Annotated in this window: 12 protein-coding genes; all 12 read left to right on the top strand. The window is 42.1% G+C overall.

Annotation, left to right across the window (positions count from 1 at the left end):
- The first annotated feature begins 15 nt into the window (after positions 1-15).
- A complete protein-coding gene (locus tag G7Y45_RS19655) occupies positions 16-1,338 on the top strand; it encodes a BT_3987 domain-containing protein (protein ID WP_044302074.1) in 1,323 nt (440 codons plus the stop codon).
- 878 nt (positions 1,339-2,216) lie between these two features.
- Positions 2,217-5,432, top strand: coding sequence for a TonB-dependent receptor (locus G7Y45_RS19650; RefSeq protein ID WP_022011712.1), 3,216 nt, complete (start codon positions 2,217-2,219; stop codon positions 5,430-5,432).
- A 22-nt stretch (positions 5,433-5,454) separates the two neighbouring features.
- Positions 5,455-7,296 carry a RagB/SusD family nutrient uptake outer membrane protein gene (locus G7Y45_RS19645; RefSeq protein ID WP_165016191.1) on the top strand — a complete coding sequence of 614 codons (1,842 nt, stop codon included), beginning with the start codon at positions 5,455-5,457 and terminating at the stop codon, positions 7,294-7,296.
- A 525-nt stretch (positions 7,297-7,821) separates the two neighbouring features.
- Entirely contained in the window at positions 7,822-8,394 is a 573-nt protein-coding gene (locus tag G7Y45_RS19640; RefSeq protein WP_165016189.1) for an RNA polymerase sigma-70 factor, read from the top strand.
- 73 nt (positions 8,395-8,467) lie between these two features.
- Positions 8,468-9,493 (top strand): FecR family protein, encoded by a 1,026-nt coding sequence (locus G7Y45_RS19635; RefSeq protein WP_005821685.1) that lies wholly within the window; start codon positions 8,468-8,470, stop codon positions 9,491-9,493.
- A gap of 161 nt (positions 9,494-9,654) precedes the next feature.
- Complete coding sequence (locus G7Y45_RS19630) at positions 9,655-13,101, top strand: TonB-dependent receptor (protein WP_165016187.1); 3,447 nt, start codon at positions 9,655-9,657, stop codon at positions 13,099-13,101.
- A 12-nt stretch (positions 13,102-13,113) separates the two neighbouring features.
- A complete protein-coding gene (locus G7Y45_RS19625; RefSeq protein ID WP_032531990.1) occupies positions 13,114-14,907 on the top strand; it encodes a RagB/SusD family nutrient uptake outer membrane protein in 1,794 nt (597 codons plus the stop codon).
- Between the two features lie 101 nt (positions 14,908-15,008).
- Positions 15,009-17,465 (top strand): PQQ-binding-like beta-propeller repeat protein, encoded by a 2,457-nt coding sequence (locus G7Y45_RS19620; RefSeq protein ID WP_032539737.1) that lies wholly within the window; start codon positions 15,009-15,011, stop codon positions 17,463-17,465.
- A gap of 13 nt (positions 17,466-17,478) precedes the next feature.
- On the top strand, positions 17,479-18,402 hold the full coding sequence (locus G7Y45_RS19615; RefSeq protein ID WP_032536834.1) for an alkaline phosphatase: 924 nt from the start codon (positions 17,479-17,481) through the stop codon (positions 18,400-18,402).
- Between the two features lie 64 nt (positions 18,403-18,466).
- Positions 18,467-19,408, top strand: coding sequence for an endonuclease/exonuclease/phosphatase family protein (locus G7Y45_RS19610; protein ID WP_032538029.1), 942 nt, complete (start codon positions 18,467-18,469; stop codon positions 19,406-19,408).
- A 27-nt stretch (positions 19,409-19,435) separates the two neighbouring features.
- Positions 19,436-20,983: an arylsulfatase gene (locus G7Y45_RS19605; RefSeq protein ID WP_229067040.1), complete on the top strand. Its 1,548-nt coding sequence runs from the start codon at positions 19,436-19,438 to the stop codon at positions 20,981-20,983.
- A gap of 394 nt (positions 20,984-21,377) precedes the next feature.
- Positions 21,378-22,949 (top strand): DUF4925 domain-containing protein, encoded by a 1,572-nt coding sequence (locus G7Y45_RS19600; protein ID WP_165016184.1) that lies wholly within the window; start codon positions 21,378-21,380, stop codon positions 22,947-22,949.
- Positions 22,950-22,952: the final 3 nt, after the last annotated feature.

The following is a 22,952-nucleotide window of genomic DNA, read 5'->3' as shown; positions in this document are numbered from 1 at the left end:
TAAAAAGACTAACTTATGAATAGATTTAATTATATAGCACTGTCAGCTTGCGTTGCACTGTCGGTAAGCAGTTGCGATGACAGTTTTGATGTAAGTTCCAAAGCCGATGGAGTTTTGGCTGTATCTCAGGAAGGATTCAACACATTGCAATCCTATAATGTAGGTGAAAAGTATACGGCAGATTTATGGATACAACAGGGAGGATTGAAATCAACCGCCAGTGTGGTGAGTTTCTCGGTGGACAAAGCTCTGCTCGATTCGATGAATGCTGCTGATGGAACTTCGTACGAACTTCTGCCCGCCGATTGTTATCAACTGACAAAAGGGACAGTCGATATTCCGGCAGACGAAAGACTGCTGAAAGGTGAACTTACTTACGATCCGGCTAAGATACAACAGCTTTCCGGATACGATCACTTGAAATATGTGTTGCCTTTGCGTGCCACATCCAACGGGATGCCTTTGGTTCCGGGACGTTCTGCTTTGTTGTTGGGATTTAAGGTCTCAGAACCGATTGTAACCATTATGAATGCCGGAGTCGAAGAAATCAATCTGGCAGACGTAAAAGAGTTGCCTGTACAGATCGGCGTTCCGTTTACCAATAAATGGGAAATAACCTGCCGTCTGGAAAACCGCCAGTCGGTGATAGATGCCTATAACACAGCCAACGGCACTTATTTCAGTATGCTTCCGTCCGATGCTTATGTAGCACCCGAGACCCCGGTTCTTCAGAACGGAGTAAATCAGGTAACAGCAACTTATAAACTGAAGGATGACATTTTGCCGGGAAATTATATGTTGCCCGTACAGATAGCAGAGGTAACTTCTGACGCCACTATACGGGCAGATAAGGATACTTATGCTGCTTATAGCATCATAAAAGAAGGAGATAAACTTTCTAAAACGGACTGGAAAATCGTGTCGTTCACTACCGAGGAACCTTCGGGTGAAGGTAGCAATAACGGACATGCCAAACACCTGATCGACGGAAACGCCGAGACCTTCTGGCATTCTCGCTGGCAAGGAGGTTCCGATCCTCTCCCCTACGAGATAATCATTGATATGAATCACCGCGTTAAGATAGCTCAAGTGGAACTCTTGCCACGTGGGCGGGGAAGTAATAATCCGATTAAAGTAGTACGTTTTGAAGCCAGTGAGGATGGAAACAACTGGGAGTCGATTGGTCAGTTTGGCTTCACCAATCAGGATGCCGCATTGAAATATTATGTAAAATCATCAACGGCACGCTATATCAAACTTGTCATTCCTGATGGGGTAGGCAACGGTACGGTGGCTGCTATCCGTGAGTTGGACGTAAGAGGTACGGTAATCAACTGATATAAATAAGTAATCATGCGAATCAATAGTTGGGAGAATTCATCCAATTATTGATTCGCATTCAAGAGAATAATAGCCTGATAAAGATAAAAAGAATGGGTAAAGATCTTGATGTGATGATATTAATATGCTGTCGGGTTGTTTTTATGCTACCAAAGATGTACCGTTGACGTTCTTTGATTAAGTAATTATTTTACAATACTTTTCTATAAAAATGTTATTGATATGCGGTTCTGTTTGGAAATAAATAAATTCAAAAGTACTTGAGAAAAGTTCCTGTAGAACTTGGAAAGTTTTATGCGCAATACATACAGATGCTACCTTTTAGATTATCAAGTTAACAGTTTTAAAAATACGTAATAAATGGTCCATTTTCGTGGCAAATATAGCAATAACTTTAATAAAACGCTTATTTAAGCATGTCTTTTTTTAAAATATCGTAATTGCAACTCTGAAAATTCTTCTTTATAAGATGGTTTTCTATACTATTTAATATCAATGATTTGATCTTTTCTCTCTCCATTATGTGTTTTTTCTTGTGATATATATCGAAGTATACAGAGGTGGAAAATAGGTATATCTCTTTCTCGTTTTAGACTACATTTTACAAATACTCCTTTTCGTTTACATCATTTACCTTTAAGTTCAGTTGTCTTTCTTCTTTCTTAAGTTCTACAGGAACTCTGATAAAATCAGGCGTTTTGCGTAAATCAATATCAGCATGGTTCAGTATAGATGACGTGTTAACCATATTTATTACGCCTATGAAAACATAAGAAAGACCGGATTTCAAACAGAACTATGCATCGATAGATGGATAGTATCACTTTTTCCTGAAAATTAATTTAAAACCTACACAACAAAAAAGATTTAAGCTTATGAAAAAACCTTTTATGCTAATATCAGTTTTGCCGATGACTGCTCATATTAGTAATGATGCTGATACTGCCGGTGATCGTACCGGGAGGATGCCAGAAGAATATGCGTTTAAGAATAAAGTATTGAGATTGATCTGCTTTATCCTGTTTTTATTGTCTTTCGGGCTGAATTCAGTCTTCGCCCAGGTTCATAATGCCACCGGACTTGTGGTGGATGAGAACGGTCAGCCTTTGATCGGAGTACAGATTAAACTGGAAGGGACTACTACAGGAGTTATTACTGACGTAAATGGTAACTTCTCGATAAGTGCCAAGAAAGGAGATATACTTCTTTTCTCGTATGTGGGCTACGAATCACAACGGATCACCTACAAAGGTGAAAAGATTCTGGCCATAAAGATGCTTCCCAATACCGAATTGCTGGATGAAGTAGTGGTTATTGGTTACGGTAAACAGAAAAAAAACAGTGTCGTAAGTTCTATTAATGCTATCGGACCTAAGGAACTGGCTGTATCGTCCAATAGAAATCTGACTAATACCCTGGCCGGACAAGTGCCGGGTTTGATTGCCGTTCAGCGTTCGGGTGAACCGGGATATGATAATTCCGAGTTCTGGATCAGAGGTGTAAGTTCCTTCAAAGGAGGTACAAATCCGTTAGTTTTGGTCGACGGTGTGCCCCGTAATATGCAGGATATAGAACCTGATGAAATCGAATCGTTTACTCTGCTGAAAGATGCCGCGGCAACTGCTGTGTATGGTGCCGAGGGTGCTAACGGAGTGATCTTGATCACATCTAAACGTGGTAATTCGCAGAAACCCAAAATATCCCTTCGTGCCGAATCTACCTTGCTCACTCCGACTCGCCTGCCTGAATTTATGAATTCGGTAGAGACGCTGGAACTGTATAATGAAGCTTTGAACAATGAAGGAACAGCCAGTATACGTACAGCGGAAGAAATTGCCAAATACGGTCCGGGAGCCGATCGCGACCTTTATCCCGACACCGACTGGTTGAAGGAGATGCTGAGAGAGCATACCTATAATATGCGCTATACCCTCAATGTAAGAGGCGGATCCGAGCGTGCACGTTACTTTGTTTCCGGAGCCTTTTATCAGGAGAACGGTATTTTTAAAGAGGGCAAGAAAAACGAGTATGACAATAACATCGGGCTGAAACGTTATAATTTGCGTAGTAATATCGATTTCGACGCGACGAAAACAACATTGGTGAAAGTAGATATTAGCGGACAATACCTGCAAACGAATTATCCGGGTACAGGCACAAATACAATTTTCAATTCGATGTGTCGCACTCCCTCTTACCTGATGCCTGCTGAATACTCGGACGGAACGATTGCCGGACATCCGCGTCCTTCGGGTAACCGCGTGAATCCATATAACTTATTAGTAAATTCCGGATATGCCAAAGAGTGGAGAACGTCTATCCAGTCGAAACTGGAAGTAAACCAGAAGTTGGACTTTATCACCAAGGGGCTGAATTGGAAAGGTCTGATCAGTTTTGATGCTGATATGAAATATACGGCAAAACGAACCAAGACACCTACTCAGTATCTGGCAACCGGACGTGATGAAAACGGGGCACTGCAATTTAAGAAAGTTGTGGAGGGCAGCGACGTATTGACCGAGAAACTGGAAAACTCTTCGAATAAAAAAATCTATTTCGAAACTTCGTTTAACTACAATCGGACTTTTGCGCAGAAGCATGATGTGACCGCTATGGTTCTTTATATGCAAAAAGAGACCCAATATCACGACAATGCTTTGCCTTACAGAAAGCAGGGTCTTGTGGGACGTGCCACTTACGGTTATGACGGACGTTATTTCGTAGAGGGCAACTTCGGTTATACAGGTTCCGAGACCTTTGCAAAAGGATTTCGTTTCGGCTTTTTTCCGGCAATGGGATTGGCATGGTATGTCAGCAACGAACCTTATTATCCGGAGGCGTTGAAGAAGGTAGTCAACAAGTTGAAATTCAGGTTTTCTATCGGACGTACGGGAAATGATGACACCGGTGGTGACCGTTTCTTGTACCGTGGTACGATGAAACAGGATAATGGAGGGTATAATCTCGGCTTCAGTGATACGGGAGGCATGGGCGGTATCGGTAATGGAATTACCGAGGCCCGGTTTGAGGCTCCCTATCTTTCATGGGAAATTGAGGAAAAGACGAATTACGGTATTGATCTCGGCTTATTCGACAACCGCATCGATTTGCAGGTAGACTATTTCAACAATAAGCGTAAGAGCATTTTATTGCAACGCAACACGGTGTCCAACGTAACCGGTTTCCAACAGATGCCTTGGCAGAACTTTGGTATTGTGAAGAATCATGGAGTAGATGCCAGCCTCACCCTTAACCAAAAAATAGGGCAAGTCAACCTGAGTGCACGCGGAAACTTCACGTTTGCCCGTAATGAAATTATCGAATACGATCAGGTGCCGCAGGTGTATCCCTGGCTGGAAAAGAAAGGTACCCGTCTCAACTCGAACAAGCTCTATATCGCCGACGGTTTGTATACCTATGATGACTTTATCATCAACGGTGAAGGGCTCAACCGCACTTATGAATTAAAACCCGGAGTTGTTTCCGGTCTTTCGAGCGGCGTTCGTCCGGGTGATATCAAATACAAAGACCTGAACGGTGACGGCAAAATTGACAGCAATGACCAAATGGAAGATGTAGGAAATCCCACTGTTCCCGAAATTGTCTATGGTTTCGGATTTAATGCCGAATGGAAAGGTTTTTATGCCGGTATCTTTTTTCAGGGAGCCGGTAATACGTCAACTGTATTGGGAACCGGAGCTGATGCGACCTTCTTTCCTTTCCAGTGGGGAATCGAAGAATCTGCGGTGCGTTCGGTGGTAGCCGATCGTTGGACAGAACAGAATCCAAGTCAGAATGTGATGTTTCCCCGTATGCATAGTAATAACTTCCAGAACAATACGGCAGCCAGTACGTGGTGGCTGCGTGACGCCGGTTTCCTGAGGCTGAAAAATATCGAATTAGGTTATAATTTCGATAAGAAGTTATTGAAGAAGTTGAATATAGAAGCATTGCGCTTTTATATACAGGGAAACAATCTGTATGTATGGGATCGTATCAAGATGTGGGATCCCGAGCAGGGAAACAACAATGGAGGTTTCCCTTATCCGCTGAACCGTACGTTTACTTTTGGTCTTGACTTTACATTCTAACTTAATTAATAATAGTATATATATGAAAGTTTTTAAGAATTTACCGACCTTTATACTGGCACTTGGATTGAGTGCGACTCTCCTTTCCGGCTGTAAAGATTATCTAAATGTATCAGATGATCTGGCTGCCGAAATGACTATGGAAGAAGTATTTAATAACACAAGTTACGCACGCAGGTTTCATCGCTACATCTATACCGGTATCCCCGATATGTCGAACATCATCATAACGGATGCCTATGCCAGCCTGACCGGTTTGGATAATCCCTGGCCGGCTGTTTCAGACGAATTGAAGTCAGCACAGAACAATGTGAAAACGATTCCAACGATAGGCTATCATGCCGGATCGGCCGATTTGTCACGTTGGAGCCTTTACAAGCAAATCCGGCAGGCAAACGAATTCATCGCATACGCCCATGTCATTCCTCAGAACGGAGATGTAGCCGACTTCATCGATGAAAAAGAACTGGCTCTTCTGAAGAATGAAGCACGTTTTTTACGTGCTTATTATCATTATCTGTTGTTCGAGTTATATGGTCCCATTCCTATTATGACCGAAATAGCCGATCCTTCGGCTGCTGACTTGGATTATTACAGAAATTCGGTAGATGAAGTAGTTGCCTTTATTGATAAAGAACTTAATGAATGCTACGACTTGCTACCGGAGAAAGAACTGAATCCGGACGGTACTATTAACAATGAACGTGCGGCGGCACCGACCAAGGGGGCAGCGTTGGCCATTTTGGCCAAATTGCATGTGTATGCGGCAAGTCCGTTGTTCAATGGTGGTTATCCCGAAGCTGTTGCTTTGAAGGATAATCAGGGCAAACAACTCTTTCCGGCAAAGGATGACACGAAATGGAAAACTGCTCTGGACGCTCTGCAACGCTTTATTGATTATTCAAAAGGGCGCTACTCTTTATACCAGGTGGTGAAGGACGGTGAGATCGATCCGGCAGAATCGCTTTATCAGTTGTTTCAGGTAAGCGTTAACAATTCGGAGGCGGTTTGGCAAAGCAGTAAGAACTCCTGGGGCGGAGTAAACGGTGAAGGCCGTGAACGCAGATGTACTCCGCGTGCTATTTTTAGTGGATTCAGTTGTGTCGGAGTTCTTCAGGAAGCTATTGATGACTTCTTGATGAGTGATGGTAAAAGCATTGATGAATCGGGTTTGTATAAAGAAGAGGGCATCGGTGAAGACGGTATACCCAATATGTATAAGAACCGTGAACCGCGTTTCTACCAGGACATTACTTATTCCGGCAAAATATGGCAAAAGACCGATAAGAAGATTTATTTTTATAAAGGAATGCCGGATGACAATTCGAAGGCAGATATGAGTTATTCAGGATATTTACTTTATAAAGGTATGAACCGTGATTTGCTGAATCAAGGCAACAATCCGAAATCCAAGTATCGTGCAAGTATGTTGTTTCGTCTGGCCGATTTTTATTTGTTGTATGCAGAGGCCCTGAATCATGTGAATCCGGGTGATGCGCGTATTATCCAGTATGTGGATAGCATTCGTTATAGAGCCGGTATTCCCTTACTGAAAGACATTAAACCGGAAATTATCGGCAACCGGGAGTTGCAGGAGAAAGCCATACGTCACGAGCGCCGCATTGAATTGTTTGCCGAAGGACAGCGTTATTTTGATGTACGTCGTTGGATGTGTGCCGAAGAAGAAGGGTATAAACAAGGCGGCCCTGTTCATGGTATGGATATGAATGCCACCGATCTTGAGGGATTTATGAAACGCACTGCTTTTGAGACCCGTATTTTTGAGAAGCGTATGTATTTGTACCCCATTCCGTTGGCAGAGATACAAAAGTCGAAGAAATTGGTACAAAACCCCGGCTGGTAAGGAAACACACGTACAATAGGTATCCGATATAAATAGAACCGGGTTGTAGACAGATAGACTTCACATCTGTTTACAGCCCGGTTTCTCGTAATGCGTAATCCCGGTATATCAATTATTAGGTAATTGCATCGTTGTCTGACGAACTTAAGAAGAGAACTTCCATAAGTACCCGTATAAAGTGGTTCCGGTGCCCGAAAGAAATGTTTTTATTCATATCATTTACTTCATCTTGCGCCGAAAGATGTGCATCTTGGCCGTCAAGATATAGATCTTAGCGCCCAAGATGTACATCTTAGCTGCTAAGATGAAGAAGATTTGCTGTTAAGGATAAGTTTATTCCCGTTACTTTACTATTTTATATAGAAGTAAATCACATGAAGTAATTTGTTTTGGGCATTAAAGGAATTATCGGCTTGCAGGTTCATTCGCGGGTTAAAATTGGTACTGAAACGGATTCTTAAAATTTTGAGATTATTATTATTATTTGTTACTTTGCCAGTGTCTTTTTATTAACTAATACTTTAAATGAAGAAAAACGCAATGTATTCGAACCTTGAGTCGGTAGAGCAACTGTTTCGGCAATATTATAAAGTGTTGCGGGTGTATGCGTTTCGCTTTGTGAATGATTGGGATGTTGCAGAAGATATCGTTCAGGATGTTTTTGTTGCTTTATGGAATAAGCGTACAGATATTGAATTCGATGGAGCAGTAAAGGCCTATCTTTTTAAGGCCGTCTATAATAAATCTCTCAACTTCCTCACCAGCAAGAAATATACTGAAGAAGAGTCCATGGAATGTTTTTCAGATCAGATCGATGCGTTGCAGATTCAGGAAGATAATCAGGAGAACTCATTATTCATGAAGGAACTTCGGGGTGAAATCGAAGCTTTTGTCGAAACACTGCCTGTACAGGTAAAGAAGGTATTTATACTAAGCAGAAGCTACGGCCTGAAGGTAAAGGAGATTGCCGTTCAGCTCGATCTGTCACCCAAGACTGTAGAAAAGTATTTGACCCGTGCTCTGTTGGAGTTGCGTACTCATCTTAAAAATAAAGGTTTAATGAGCCTTTTATTCCTACTCTATCTCTGCTCAAAATAATATTTTAAAAAAAAGTATGTTTTGGAGGAGGGGTTTTTTAATTTCACTTGTATTACTTATAGAGGAGCTAAAAATGAAAAATGAAATAGGAGACATAAACGAAGTGATTATACGTTTTCTGGATGGTACAGCTACCTGTGAAGAGAAAGTTTTTCTTTTGAACTGGCTGAAACAATCGGAAAAGAACCGGAACGAGTTTTCCGAAGTTCGTGATTTATGGCTTTTAGGCAATACGCTGGCTACTGATGATGTTGAAACGGAAGTGGCACTCGACCGGTTTAGGTCACGGATACAAATACCGGAATCCGGTTCCCGTAAAAGCAGATTTGTTTTTCCGGAACATTTCAGTCTGTTCCTGCGGGTGGCAGCTGTCTTTCTGATACTGTTTGCTGTCGGTTCTGCTTCTTATTATTGGGGTAGCAGTTCGGTTCCGGGGCAGAAGGAAGTCATGAACCGTTTGCTGACTGCCAATGGAAGTAAAGGCCGTTTTGTATTACCGGATAGTACGGTTGTATGGCTCAATTCAAATAGTTTGTTGGAGTATCCGGAAACGTTCAGTGCATCAGCCCGTGAAGTCAGTTTGTCCGGTGAAGCTTATTTTGAAGTGCGGAGAAATGAGAAACTTCCATTCCGGGTGCAAGCCGGAGAAATGAAAGTGGAAGTGTTGGGCACCCGCTTTATTGTCGACAATTATCAGCGGAAATCCGGAGTCGAGGCAGTATTGGTAGAAGGTAGTGTGAAGATTGCCGGTTGCAAGATGAACCATTCGGTGGTACTGACTCCGGGGCAGTTGATAAATTATGATAAGAAGAGTGAGCGGACCAAGGTACAGATGGTCAATACGGATGATTATATCAGTTGGATTCAGAATGAGCTGACTTTCGACAATGATAAATTGGCCGATATTATCATTAATTTGAATAAATGGTATGGGGTGGATATTGAATGTCCGTCAGAGTTTGCTGAAAAAGTATTTATGTCGTTCTCTGTCAGGAATGGAGAGAATCTGGATGAAATTCTGAAAGCGATGACTTTGGTTGCTCCAATAAGATATTACTGGGAGAATGGTATCTTACATATTCTTCCCAGAAAGCGATAGGCAACACAAGTATTAACCTTAAAAATTGAATGAAAATATGTAGAGACACACAACCAGACAAAAAAATAGGTAAATGTTGCAGCACTTACCTATCTCAGATTTCTTTTAATCACGTCTCTTGCAGGAGACGCAATTATTTACTTTAAATCTTTTACAAAGATATGAATAAATTTAAATGGAGGAGCTTTTTGAGCTTTTTCTTAACAGAAAGAAACATTCGTTTAGCAAGACTTATGTCTTTTATTATGTTCCTGTTTGTTTTTCAGGGAGTTTATGCTCAGCAGACACGTATTAATCTCCATGTGAAACAAGTTCCCCTGAAGCAGGTTCTTAAATCGATTGAATCGAAGAGTGAGTACACTTTCTTCTACAATGATGCGGAAATTGACATGAACCGTAAAGTAACGGTTCAGGCCGATAATGAACGTATTGACGTAATTTTATCTCAAATTCTGCCGGACTGCAAATGCGTAGTGGAGAATAGAAAGATTATTCTGATTCCCGGTGCGGAGAAACAAAATGTCCGGAATGACCACGTTGCAAAAATGAAAGAGATAACCGGTACCGTTACAGACGCAAGAGGCGAAACCTTGATCGGGGTAAATGTAACGATATTGGGAACAACTACCGGTGTCATAACCAATATCGACGGCAAATACTCATTGAAAGTTCCGGTAGGCAAGTCGCTTCAGTATTCGTATGTCGGCTATATCACCCAGACGGTGAAGGTAGGCGATAAAACAGTGATGGACATTGTAATGCAGGAAAACAGTAAAGCATTGGACGAAGTTGTGGTAGTGGGATATGCTGTCCAGAAGAAAGTCAACCTTTCGGGTTCGGTAGCGACCGTATCTACTAAAACAATCGAAGACCGTCCGGTACTGAACATGGGGCAGGCTTTGCAAGGTGCCGTTGCCAACCTTAATGTATCTGTCGGTGATGGTGAGGCAGATGACTCCCCTTCCTATAATATTCGTGGTACTACTTCTCTGAATGGAGGTTCTCCGTTGGTAGTCATTGACGGGGTTGTTTCCACCAGTGATCAGTTGAATCGCATGAATCCTGTTGATATAGCCAATATTTCTGTACTGAAAGATGCCGCATCCTCTGCTATATATGGGTCGCGTGCTGCGTTCGGTGTTATTTTGGTTACAACTAAAAATGGCAGCAATGAAAAACTTACTGTTAACTATAACAACAATTTTGTATTGCGTACCAACACTCGTATGCCGGAAATTATAACAGACCCTTATCTGGTGGCAACTACGAGAAATACAATGGCATATCCGTGGTATAACCTTTATAACGAGGAACAACTGGCCTATGCGAAAAAATGTTCCGAAGATCCTTCCACTTCTCCCTACTTCCTGAATCCGGATGGTTCTTATACTTATTTTGGACGTACAAACTGGGTGGACGAGGCTTACAATGATGTAGGTTTCTCTACGATCCATAATATTGATATTTCCGGTAAAACAGACCGTATCTCTTATTACTTTTCGGGAGGATACAATCGTCAGAACGGTATGTTAAGATATGGAAACGACATTTATAACCGGTATAACCTGCGTACCAAGTTACAGTTTAAACTGACGGATTGGTGGAGTCTGAGCAGTAATGTGAGCCTGACCACTTCCGATTATGACTATGCGAATGCCATGACCAACACCTATAAACAGATGTACCGTAAAAATCCGATGGATATGGTTAAGAATCCTGATGGAACCTGGACAGATGCCAGTGTAGGTACATTGGGGGCATTGGCCGAAGGCGGACGTGCTACAGACTGGAAAACAAATACAAATATCAATCTGTCTACTAAGATGGATATAGTCAAAGATGTCTTTTGGGTACAAGGAACTTTTGCTTTTGCAAATACCAAGACCAGAAGTAACTGGTATAACCTGCCTGTCACTTATCGCAATGGACCCGAATTGCCTGTCCTGACGTTTAATCCTATTTCTACCGTATCGGATGCTTCGAGCAGTAATTCCGATACAAAGCACATCTTGTTTGATGTTTATGGTACTTTTCAGAAAACATTTGCGAAGAAACACGCCATTACTGCAGTTGCAGGTTTCAATCAGGAAGAGTATAAATATGATTATGTGAAAGCGAATCGTAAAGAGCTGATTTCAAGTTCACTTCCCACCATTAACCTGGCCACGGGAGATATGAATATGTCTCAAAGCATAACGACTTGGGCTTTAAGAGGTGCATTCGCGCGTTTGGGCTATATCTACGACGATAAATATATCTTCGAATTTAACGGACGTTATGACGGTACTTCGCGTTTCCCGAAGAATGACCGTTTTGTATTTAATCCTTCCGTATCATTGGGCTGGGTCATCTCGCGTGAAAAGTTCTTTGAGCCTTTGAGTGATGTGGTTAGTTTCTTGAAGTTGAGAGGTTCTTATGGTAGTCTGGGAAATCAGGATGTGGATGCGTATGCATATCTTGCCACGATGGGATCGGGAAAAATCAGTCAGATCCTGGAGAAACAACAGCCGGTATATGTGGGAGCTCCCGGATTGGTAGCCGGTAACCTGACCTGGGAAAAGGTAACTACCACCAATATTGCTTTAGACGCTAATTTTTTCAATAACCGTTTAAGCATAACGGGTGAAGTATATGTGCGCCGAACAAAAGATATGTTGACGGCAGGAGTGACACTGCCAAGTGTTCTGGGAACGGATGTCCCCAAGCAAAATGCAGCCGACTTGAAGACGGAGGGCTGGGAATTGACCGTAGGTTGGAAAGATCAGTTCAAATTGGCCGGAAAACCATTTTATTATGATGTGAACTTTAATCTGGCAGATAGCCGTGCCTATATTACGAAGTACGAAAATCCGAAAGGATTGTTGGGTGATTACTATGTAGGAAAAGAGATTGGTGAGATATGGGGTGTAGAGACTTTAGGCTTTTTCACTTCCGAGGAAGATATAAAGAATCATGCAGACCAGTCATGGTGTACTTCCTATCCGGGTACCCGTCCGCTGGCTCCCGGTGATCTGAAATTTAAAGATGAAAATAAAGACGGTAAAATAACCGATGGAGCATGGACACTGGAAGACCATGGTGATTATGAAGTCATTGGTAACAGCCGTGCACGCTATACATTTGGTCTATCGGCCAATGCACAGTGGAATGGATTCGATCTTAGCCTGTTTGCCCAGGGGGTAGGTAAGAAAGATTATTATCCGGGCACAGGCGACCTTTATTTCTGGGGTATTTATGCACAGCCCTGGACTAATATTACCGTGGGTAATATGTACGACCATTGGACAGAGGAAAATCCGGACGCGTATTTCCCGCGTATGAAAGCTTATGTGGCGGAAAATACAGACAGGGAGTGTGGAGTTGTTCAGACCAGATACCTGCAAAATGCAGCTTATGTCCGTTTGAAAAACCTCACCGTAGGTTATACTCTTCCTAAAGTACTGTTGAATAAGATAGGAATTGAACGTTTGCGTATTTTCTTTTCCGGTGATAATCTGTGTGAGTTTTCAGGCTTATACAAACATTATAAGGTAGATCCGGAAAGTTTAGGTAATATTGTTTATCCTCTTCAGCGTTCTTATTCATTTGGTTTAAATCTCACATTCTAATTAAGATAAGTTATGTGTTCAAAAATAAAACATATATTACTGACTGCGTGCTGTCTGACAGGCGCAGCTCTGATGACAAGTTGTAATGACGGATTCATGGATCGTTTTCCTGAGACCAGTATCACGGAGAAGGTCTTTTTCTCTTCTCCCGCCGATTTGGAGACCTATACCAATGGCATGTACGGCTATATTGGTGCAAGTTACTCGGATACGCCTTCTGACAATATGCTGTATCCGGAAGATACTGATATTTATAAGATGATGCGTGGTGAATATAGACCCGATAACATAGGTAAATGGAGTTGGAAGAACATTCGTACGGTCAATTTTATGTTGGCAAGGACAGACCGTGTGGAGGGCGACCGTGGTGAGATTAATCACTACATCGGGCTGGCGCGCATGTTTCGTGCATTAATCTATTATTCAAAGGTGAAAGACTATTCGGATGTGCCATGGTATAGCCATGACCTGCAAACGACGGACACCGAGTTACTATATAAGTCACAGGATCCTCGTTCCCTGGTCGTAGATTCCATAATGGCCGATCTTGATTTTGCCGTGACCCACATGAAAACAAACAATAGTACGACCCGTATTTACCGGAATGCTGCTTTGGCTATACAGGCGCGGATTGCTTTGCATGAAGGGACATTCCGTAAATATCATCCCGAGTTGAAACTGAATGATGGCGATCGGTTCCTGAAAATAGCGGTAGAGGCCTGCCGGAAGATTATGGACACAAAACATTACAGCCTGTCGACTTCCAAAGAGAGTGGACTGCCTGCCTATCAGTCACTTTTCTGTAGTGCGGATCTTACGCAAAACCCGGAAATGATTCTGGTGGCTGATTACGATAAGGCATTAGGACGCCTGCACAATGCTCAGGCTCAGTTTGACTATAATACGGGACTTTCCCGTAGTCTGATGGAAGATTATTTAGTCGTTGAGGACGGACAAACCAAATATTTTCATGAAGTGGAAGGTTACCGGACCAAGACGGTACTGGAGATCTTTGAGAATCGGGACCCTCGTCTGGAGCAGACTTTTATGAAACCGGGTGTCCTGAACGTGGGTACTACCGAGCCTCACCGGGCTAAACTGAATCTGGGTGGATATCCACAGATCAAATTCCGTCCGTTGACATTCGATCAGATGGATTGGGGAAAATCTTATACTGATTTACCTATTATCCGTTACGCTGAAATTTTGCTGATATATGCTGAGGCAAAGGCCGAATTGGGTACGCTTACACAAGATGATATCAACAATACAATCAATCTGATCAGGCAGCGTGCCGGTATGCCGGATGCTTCGTTGGACGACTGGCTGGCTAATATTGATCCGGTACAGGAAGAACGTTATTCCAATGTACAGTCTTCACAAAAAGGTGCTGTGCTGGAAGTACGCCGTGAACGCAGAATCGAATTGGCATGCGAAGGGTTCAGATATGGTGATTTAATGCGTTGGGGATGTGGAAAGTTGTTTGAGGCTGCTCCGGAAGGGGCGTATATTCCGGGAATGGGCTATTATGATGTAACAGGTGATGGTACACCGGACATTGCAGTAGTGGAAAAGAAAGCGGATGTAGATAAGATACCTGAGGAGGACAAGCAAAAGTATAAATTGACGGTTTATGCTTTGGAAGGTAATACGATTGGGCTCACCGAAGGGACAAAAGGCTATATCTACCTGATAGCGCAACATGGTAAGTATACTTTTGTATCTCCTAAATATTATTATTATCCGGTTGCTACCAAAGATATTACTGTTAACGAAAACCTCTATCAGAATCCATTCTGGGAATAGGTTTATCATATCGAAAACAGAAAGGCTGCTCCGGCAGTAGCGGGAGAAGCCTGCTGTTTTCGTTAAGAGACAAAACTGATTAATATAGTAAAACAATAAATATGTTGAAGTTATTTGCAGGTATAGCGGCTTTATTCCTGGGAGTTGGCAGTTCTGCTTTCGCACAGATAGAAGGCGGGGTTTATATCGACACAAACAGAAACGGCATTCGTGATGCCGGAGAGAAAGGGATAAAGGGGGTCTGTGTGCAAGATGGGCTCCATGTGGTGCAAACGGCGGAAGATGGTAGCTTTATACTTCCGGGACATAAAGACACCCGGTTTATCACTTTGACCGTGCCCGATGGATTTCAGGCATCTGCTTCCCATTATTTACCTTTCGACGGGACCGGAAAAAAGTATGAACTGGGAATTTGCAAGAGTCCGGTAAGGACAGGAAATGGATATTCGTTTGTACAAATCACAGATACAGAGACATCTCTGTATGGTGACTGGATAGACAATCTGAAAGAGTATGTGAAAACAAATCCGACTGCTTTTATCATCCATACGGGTGATATTTGTTATGAAGCCCATCAGGATTTTCACGGACGTTATCTTCGTTCTGAGGATTTGGGGGTTCCGACTTATTATTGTGTGGGTAATCATGATTTGCGTGCCGGAAGGTATGGTGAAGAGTTATGGCAGAGTCATTTCGGTCCTTCATGGTATTCGTTCGACGTTGGTAATGTGCATTATGTGGTTACTCCAATGCTGGGTGGTGATCATGCACCCTCGTACAGGCGTGCTGATATCATCCGTTGGCTGAAGAATGACCTTGCACAAATAAATAGAGATAAAAGGGTAGTTTTATTTAATCACGACTTATGGTTTTGGGGAGACGATTTGCTCTTCAAGGATAAAAACGGCGAACAGATAGACTTTGCAGATTATAATCTGGACGCCATGATTTACGGACACTGGCACAATCATTATTATAAGCAGTTGAAGTCGGGACTTCAGACCTACTGCTCATCTACTCCGGATAAAGGAGGAATCGATCACGGAACGTCCTGTTTCAGGATTTATCATGCTGATACCAAAGGTAAACTCAGTTCGGAAACCCGTTATACTTATATCGATGGAATCTTGACTTCTGCTTATCCGGCAGAAGGTGAAATTGTTTCTGTCTCTGATGGTAAAATGACAGTTCGGATTAATGCTTATCGTACGGTGTCGTACGCAAAAAAAGTAACGGCTTCTGTTGAACGGAACGGGAAAATCATGTCGTCTGTCACATTGTTACCCGAAACAGACTGGGAATGGAGCGGAACAGTCCGTGTGTCCGATGGCAAGCAGCGCTTGTTGGTGACTGCCGAGTTTGAGGATGGAACCCGTTTGACGAAAAGGGTGGATTACACCGTAACCGGGCAGCCGGCAGCTTCGGCTGTGGCATCCGCCATTTGGGCGGGACTTCGTGGAAATGCCGCCCACAATCAACTGGTGAATGACACAGTGTCTTTGCCTCTGCAAACCAACTGGGTCCGAAATGCAGGCAGCAATATTTATATGTGTTCGCCCATAGTGGCACAGAATAAAGTGTTTATAGGAACCATTGACGATGATAGGGCAGAGAAATGCTTTATAAAAGCTTATGATGCTGCAACAGGAGGTCTTTGCTGGACTTTCAGTGCTTCTAATTCGATAAAGAATACCATTGCTTATGAAGACGGGCGCGTGTTTGCTTCGGATGCTTCGGGGATGCTTTACGCCATAGATGCAGAAAAAGGAACGGTTTGTTGGCAAACACAGTTGCCGGTTTCTCTATTGCCACTTCTTGATGAAGGCTTGGCGGTTGTCGATGGTGTGGTGTATGCCGGACATGCGAAAGGAACTTGTGCCGTACGGACTGCCGATGGAAGGATCCTGTGGCAGAACAAAGCCTGGGATGGAGGTGAGGGAACCACTTCTACTTTGACTGTAGGTGCAGGAGTATTAGTGGCGTCTGCACATTGGAACGGACTCTTCGGACATGACATCAATGACGGTACTTTATTGTGGAAGAAGCGTGACAGTAAAATTCGTTTCCGTGACGGATCGGCAACTTTTTACGATGGTAATTTCTATCTGGCCTCATGTGAGAATTTATATGTGATCAACCCACGTTCCGGAGATATTCTGAAAATGGCGGAAACTTCTTATGAGTTTAATTCGGCCTGCGCTCCGCTTGTGACGGATAAATATCTGGTTGTTTCCACTTCCAATAAGGGAGTGGTTGCATTTGACCGTCTTACTTTTAAAGAGGTCTGGAACTATCGTACCGGAACAAGCCTTTTCTATACTGTCCCTTATTCTCATAGCCATGAATGCACAGTCGAAGTTTCGCCTGTACTTGTGGGAGCAACCGTTTTCTTTGGGGCCAGTGACGGGTATTTGCATGCCGTTGACTTGGACACAGGCGCCTATCGTGGAAAACGTGCTTTGGGAGCTCCGGTATTCTCGAGTGTGGCAGTAAGCGGTAACTGTCTGTTCGTTACCGATTTTGGAGGTAATATTTATAATTTTAGGTTACATGATTAATTGTATATACAAAATGAAAAAGATTTCGATATTATTCATATTTTCTGTGATTCTTAGTTTATTTGCCAGTGAAGTAAATGCAGCCGGTCCCCGTTTGAAGAAACATCCGAAGCATGTAGTATTAATTGCTTTTGACGGTTTAAGTGCCGTTGCTATCCGCAATCATCCCATGCCCAATTTCAACCGGTTGATGGAAGAAGGGGCTTATACACTGAACAACCGTTCGATTCTGCCATCATCGAGTGCTCCAAACTGGGCCTCTATGTTTTCCGGAGCCGGACCGGAACTTCATGGATATACGACCTGGGGAAGCAAGACACCCGAGATTCCTCCTTTTATAACCAATCAATACGGTCGTTTTCCGGGACTTTACGGATTGATACGCGATACATATCCTAAAGCAGAGGTAGGCTATATTTATGAATGGGATGGAATGAGATATCTGGTTGATTCGCTCGCTATCAACTACTTCGTACATGCTCCGCAAACAAAGGAACATCCTAAGGGAGCGACACAATTCGCCGTGAATTATCTGAAAGAGAAAAAGCCTATGTATTGTGCTGTTATATTTGAATATCCTGATCACACCGGACACAGCTACAAGTGGGAATCCAAAGAGTATTATGAAAAGCTCGATGAATTGGACGGTTATTTAGGTGAAATAGTAGCAGCCATTGAAGAAGCCGGTATGATGGATGATACTGTAATTATACTGACTGCGGATCATGGCGGAATCGGTACTAATCATGGCGGAAAAACTCTCAATGAAATGGAGACCCCGCTTGTATTTTATGGAAAGGGTGTGAAAAAGAACTATAAGATAACTGAGAGTACAATGGTGATTGATGTGGCTGCAACGGAAGCTTGGCTGCTGGGGGTTGAGCCTCACGAAGCCTGGTTGGGCAATCCGGTAACGACAGCATTCTTTACTAAATAATTAAAATGTACTTATCCAATGGGGGAAATAGCCCCATTGGATGATACCTGTATAAAAGATTGATATGAAAAGATTTATATATATGCTAATTGCGTCTTTGGCAATTAGCTTTGTCTCTTGCACACCTGTGGAACGTGTTAAGGAGAAGGAATTAAAAGTTTTGTCATGGAATGTATGGCATGCAGGACATGCTAAAAACTATCCCGAAAAGGGCTGTGAAGGAACTATAGGGATTCTGAAAAAGAGTCAGGCGGATGTTATTTTGATGATTGAGACTTATGGTGCGGCTCCAATGGTGGCAGACTCTTTGGGATATGATTACGTATTGTTATCAGACAATCTGTGCATTTATAGTCGCTATCCGATAAAGAAAACGTATCTTTTTCCTGATTCCATTTCTACATTCAATTTCGGAGGAGTCGAAATAGATATGGATGGTACGCCAGTCCGTTTATTCGATACCTGGCTGCATTATTTACCCGATATGCGATTAGTGCCTACGGAGCAATCAGAAGCCGATATTTTGGCTTGGGACGATGCCGGGACACGAGATGATGAAATACGCCGCATACTTTCTGTTTTGCAACCGATGATTCGTCAGACTGACAGTATTCCCATGATTATGGGGGGAGATTTCAATGTACATTCCCATCTTGACTGGACAGATACCACGAAAGATATGTATAGCCATGGTGGTGCCGTTGTGGAATGGACTGTTTCTAAAGAGATGCAAAACGCAGGTTTCAAGGATAGCTTTCGTGAAATTCATCCCCAACCCGAAAAGAATATAGGAGCTACCTGGATCTACGATAATGAAGATAAGCCTGTCCGGTCCGACCGTATTGATTTTATCTATTATCAAGGTAAGACTATTCGTGCGGTAACGTCTGAATCTTATAACCAGGAGCTGACTAAACCTCTGGAGTTTATGGGAGAAAAATTCTTTTATCCTTCCGATCACGGTTTTGTATTGACTACTTTTAAAGTGTCATCGTTGGAAAAGTAGTGCCGGATTATCATATATTGAATTTTTATGAATATTAGATTTGTATGTTCTGCATTGTTGGTACAAACAGCAGGACTCCAGATGGTGTATGCGGGGGATAAGGTTACCGATTCTGTCCGTCCCAATATTATTTTTGTGCTTGCGGATGATTTGGGTTATGGAGATCTGGGATGTTTCGGACAGAAGCGGATCGAAACTCCCCATATAGACCGTTTGGCTGCCGAAGGAATGGTATTCAGTAATTATTATACCGGATCTCCGGTTTCGGCTGCTGCCCGTTGTGTTCTTTTGACAGGAAAACACAGTGGTCATTGTGGCATCAGGGGGAATGATGAAGCTCCGGAACGTGGTAGAGTATGGGATTTTCTTGCGGCTGAGCGCGATTCAACCTTAGAAGGTCAACGCGGATTGCCATCCGGTACGAAAACATTTGTGTCAATTTTGAAGGAAGGAGGATATCGTACAGGGATAGTAGGAAAGTGGGGATTGGGTGCTCCGGGTACTGAAAGCCTGCCTTTGAATCATGGTTTTGACTTCTTCTATGGTTATAATTGTCAGCGTCAGGCACATACTTACTTTCCATTGCATTTGTATCGGAATGAACAGAGGGAGTATCTGGCAAATGATACGGTGATACCGCATACCAAACTTGACCCCGGAGCCGATCCTTTGAGCCTGAGCAGCTATGATAAGTTAATCTCACATGTTTATTCGCCCGATAAAATTCAGGAAGAAGCATTGCGTTTTATGGAGGAGAACAAAAAACAACCCTTTTTTCTTTACTACGCTACTCCTTTGCCACATGTTCCAATTCAGGCCCCTCAACGTTTGATTGATCATTATGTCAGGAAATTTGGTGACGAGTCCCCTTATTTAGGACAGGCCGATTACTTTCCGGCACGTTATCCACATGCCGGATATGCGGCAATGGTGACTTACATCGATGAGAAGGTAGGTGAGATTGTAGATTTTTTAAAGAAGAAGGGATTGTATGAAAATACGGTCATTATCATTTCAAGTGATAATGGCCCGACCTTTAATGGTGGAGTCGATTCGCCCTGGTTCCGGAGTGGAGGTCCTTTCCGTTCGGAATATGGATGGGGAAAGTGCTTTTTGCGTGAAGGAGGAATCCGTGTACCGTTGATTGTAACATGGAAAGGACATATCCGGGCAGGAGCACACACTACATTACCATGTACATCTTATGATTTTTACTCAACGATATGTGAACTGGCAGGTGTGAATCCGGCCACAGAGACCGATGGAATCAGTTTTTATCCGACTTTAATGGAGAGTGGAGATCAAATGAAGCATTCTTATCTCTATTGGGAGTTTATGGACATAGAAGGACAACAGGCTGTACGTATGGGCAAATGGAAAGGATTGCGTAATGGACTGAAAAGAGGAAATATGAAGATCGAGCTATACGATCTGGAAACAGATTCTTGTGAACAGAGGGATGTTGCCCCTAAGCATCCTGAAATCGTCAAAAAGATTGGTGAGATTATGAAAAAAGAGCATACTGTTCCCGTATATCCTGCATTTCGGGTGAAAGTATTGGACGAACTATATTGATTCTTAAAAAATAGGATAATCGGTAGTGGCAACTTAGAACGTATATATACGATTATATTATTATGTATAAAGGCTGAAAGGGAGTAAGAGATCTTTTTTGATAGAAAAAGACTCTTACCACTGTCTTTTTATAACCAGTGTAATATAAGTAATTAGCATAAGAAAACTATTCTGCCATTATATTATTAAAGATGATGATTGAGAGATGTTATATCTGATGGATTAGAATCATAGATTGAATTTTTTATGATACGATTTCGGCCAATAAGCAACTTAATCTTAAATTTAGAACATAAAATACGTAAGATAGACCTTGTTTGGATGGAAATAAAGCAGTTACTTTGCTCCGTTTTAGAATAAAGATTAAAAATTACTAACTAAACGTGATTAATTTATGAAGAAAAATTTATTGTATCTCTTCGCACTGATTTGTTCAGTGAGCTTGTTCACTGCTTGTAGTGACGATGATGATAACAGTTGGCAAGAACTTCCTAAAGGTGAAATTAAGGCAGAAAATGTAGATTTCCAGTTGAATGGAGCAAGTACCACGGGAACTGTAAACTTTGAAGCTACAAGTCTTCAGTCTGCAACAGTAGGTTTTAAAAATGTGATTGATGGTTATAGTGATGTAACTGTTGATGTTGCAATGGAAAAACAAGCTGACGGCTCTTTCAAATTCAATGGGACGAAAGATATTATGACTAAACCTGTAACAAGAGAAACGGCTAAACCGACTCCATTGTTAAAGGTTACAGTTGATGGTACAATTACACCTGAAGGTAAGGTTGCCTTGAATGTTAGTGCAACAGGTGCCGGTCTTTATATCGGAACCTACAAAGGTGAAACTTTAGTTTTGACTTATGGAGAAACTGCACTGACAGGTAAAGAAGTAGTGTTTGATGCCACAGATGGTGATAATGTAAGTATCCTTTTGAAGGACGTTATCCCAGGAGAAACAGAAACTACATTGACTGGCGTTCAAGTAGCAAATGGAGGATTCAGTGGAAGCACCAAAACAAATAGTTCTACTATAGAATATACTGGTTATCGCAAAGATAAAGTGTTGACTTTGAACTTGAAAGTGAAAATGAATGATCCTAAAGGATGGGCTAAGACATATACTTTGGGAGAATACACTCTTGGTACCTTAGATGTAGATGGTACACCTATGCCTAACTCTGTATTAACAAGTTCTTTATATTCTAACTGGGAGGTTGAGGATGCATATTATTCTACTTTCTTTCCTGCGGTGCTCAGAACTATTGGTGGACTAATTTTGCCTCAAGTTTTGCAGTCTGTAACTCTTGAAGCTGATGGTAATATTTCTGCAAAATATTCTTCAGGTTCTATAACTTTTGAACCAAGTTGGGCAATGGGATTAATTTTTGGTGGTGGAGCACCAGGAGTTGATGTTTTAAATAAATTAATTCCTACTGATGGATGGCAGCAGTCTCCTAAAAATTTAGCTTATTGGTTTCCTAAAGATGATAAACTGTATTTGAAATTAAATGTTCCTGCCATTATTTCTCAGGCAATGGGTAGTAATGCAGAATCGCTTGCTCCGATAATTTCTGAAATTTTAAATGGTGATGCTGCTACTGTTAAGAAACTAATAGGTACAATGTTGAAGGTTGATATGAGTTCTATTAGTGATGAGACATTTGAAATGTTGCTGAGTTGGGTGAATAATGGTGTACCTTTGAATGTAAAAACCACAGATAAGGGGCATACTTATATTTATCTTGATAAAACAGCTTTTGACCCAATTATGGTTGATAAAGAAATGTCTGCTGACTCTTCTGAATTTGGTACTGGATCAGATTTATTTAAGTTGTGGAAGATCATGATGGATGCGAAAATAATTCCAGAGGATGCAGCTGCGGCTATAATTCTTTTAATTGGATTACCACAGAACTGGCCATCTACAACAGGTTTTGATCTGGGGTTGGATTTATTAGCTAAATAAATT

Origin of the sequence: Bacteroides sp. ZJ-18 (assembly GCF_011038705.2) — a bacterium.
Classification (GTDB): domain Bacteria; phylum Bacteroidota; class Bacteroidia; order Bacteroidales; family Bacteroidaceae; genus Bacteroides; species Bacteroides hominis.
Note: the sequence above shows the minus strand (reverse complement) of the source record. Positions and strands in the feature narration are given on the sequence as shown.